Origin of the sequence: Mucilaginibacter sp. (assembly GCF_036383575.1) — a bacterium.
Lineage (GTDB): Bacteria > Bacteroidota > Bacteroidia > Sphingobacteriales > Sphingobacteriaceae > Mucilaginibacter.
On record NZ_DASVOB010000343.1, the window covers coordinates 1 to 2076 of the forward strand.

The following is a 2076-nucleotide window of genomic DNA, read 5'->3' on the forward strand; positions in this document are numbered from 1 at the left end:
ACAAAAAGTGAACGTCTTCGCTCACGAACTCAATTTCACCGGAAGCGTAGACGCTCCGTCCTGGGCAAGATCCTGGCGTGGACGCCTAAACCTGCGTAAAAATAAAACTTCCTCTTCAGGAGGTTGGTGACATTACTTTCCCCTCCCCAGCCACAACAATGAATTGATGATCAGCTTATCCACATCGGCATTTTCAAAAGTTTGGGAAAGTTCTTTGTTTGTGCCGCCATCATAATCCATGGCATTATGACCAATGTTGAAATAAACCATACGGTAGTTTTTGTTTGTCCAGGCTACGGGATAGTAACCGCTATGCCAGATCTCGTATTGTTTTGGGCCTGTGCCTAAAGGGAAACTTGTTGAATCGACCGCTAACAGGATATCAATATTTGGATTTTTGCGAAGGTCATGTTCCCAGCGGTACCACTCGTTAGGATTTGTTTTAAAAGTTACCGGCAAGCCTTTGGTTACCGGGTGATTGGGATCTTCCACATGTAAAATAGCAGGCGTTGGATGCCAGGTATTGCTTACATACTGCCCCGAGCCCAAAAACTCATTATGGTACCAGTCCCAGTTTTGCGGAAAATCAGATGGTGTAAGCGCAAAGGCCGAAAAGTGGAACCCCATCCAGGCACCACCCTTTTTCATATATTGCTCAAAAGCTGCTCGTTGCTCAGGGTTATCGGCACGGGTATCTAAAAATATCACCACCTGGTATTTGGCTAAAAACTCAGGGTTCATGTTAGCCCAGTTATTGGTGCTGTCATAAGTAAAATTGTACTTTTTAGCCATAGCAGGAAACCAACGGTTTGCCTCGTGCATAAAGCTGATATGTGCCAGATCGTTCCGACCGGTGTAAAAAGCTATTACTTTGAAATTCTTTTTGCTTTGAGCGTTAACATTTACCGCCGTAAAAACAGCCATAACGGTGAGAGCAGCAAACAGCATCATCCTGTTAATCATAGTTCGATTGATCATAATATCTCTATGTTTATAATTGTGGTATAAAACTAAGGGATTTGATTTTATGGTGTTAACAAAACGATGTAGTGAGAGGTGATGTAGGGGTGGTTAGATGCTGGTGGTAAAAACACCGACCAAAAGCTAAATAAATCATGTCATTGCGAGGAGCGGAAATGGGAAAAGCGCCGGGGCGACGTGGCAATCTCGTAGCTATACAGGGCGAACATGCATTGGCTACGAGATTGCCGCGCTGCGCTCGCAATGACATCGTTTTTCTTCTTGCGCTCATTTGCAACGAGCGCGAGTGAATGACGAAATACACTATTACAATTCAATTGGAACTACATCTATAACGCAAGGTTGTCTGTATACCTCAATTTTATAATATGTCTTTTTACCTTGTTTCAAAGGAAGGTAATTAATATTAAATATTTTTTGACCTTTCAGAAACACGTCGCCTTCGTAAAAGTATCTCAGTGAATCCTGTATCGCTGATCTTGCTATGGCCTCATAGTTTTGTTTGGCAATTATTTCGCAAGAATCGGGGAAGGTCGATTTTTTAAGATATCTAACTTTTAAGTTTGCAGAATCAGTTTTATTAATCACGCGAGCTTGTAAAACAGATACAAAAATTTCATTTAGCACCTTCGAGCCGTCATAACCAACATTTAGCTTTAATGTATCCAATGCTTTATTGATTTCTGTTTCAAAAGTTTTTTCTCCGGAACCTACCTGTTTAGAAGAAGTATCATAAACAAAATCCCAATAGCTTTTAAACCTTATAGAAGGAACTGGTATTGCGTAAAATTGACTGCTGCTGTTTGATATGACAAGCATTAGTTGTAGCCTATCCGGCGACGTTGCCGGCTGAAAAAGTTGAATTTTTGCTTGAGTATCTGATATGCTCAGGCACCTAACCAGTTCATATTCCTTTCCATCGAAGATAACTAAATTAGGAAACTTCTTCTTTGCAGATTTGATAGCATCATACGTCTTCAACTCAAAACTACCTGAACATGACGCTAATGTTAACGCTGTAATTACAATGATTGATAATAAGGTTATAGGTTTCATTCTTCAGGTATTTATAGTTATCGTCTTGCGCTTGCTTAC

The 2076-nt window shown here is 40.7% G+C and carries 2 protein-coding genes; both read right to left on the reverse strand.

Annotated elements, in window-relative coordinates; translation table 11 throughout:
- Positions 1-132: 132 nt before the first annotated feature.
- Positions 133-978, reverse strand: a complete 846-nt coding sequence (locus VF500_RS11720) for a ThuA domain-containing protein (RefSeq protein ID WP_330859842.1) — start codon at positions 976-978, stop codon at positions 133-135.
- Positions 979-1287: 309 nt separating this feature from the next.
- Entirely contained in the window at positions 1288-2037 is a 750-nt protein-coding gene (locus tag VF500_RS11725) for a hypothetical protein (protein WP_330859843.1), read from the reverse strand.
- Between the last annotated feature and the right edge of the window lie 39 nt (positions 2038-2076).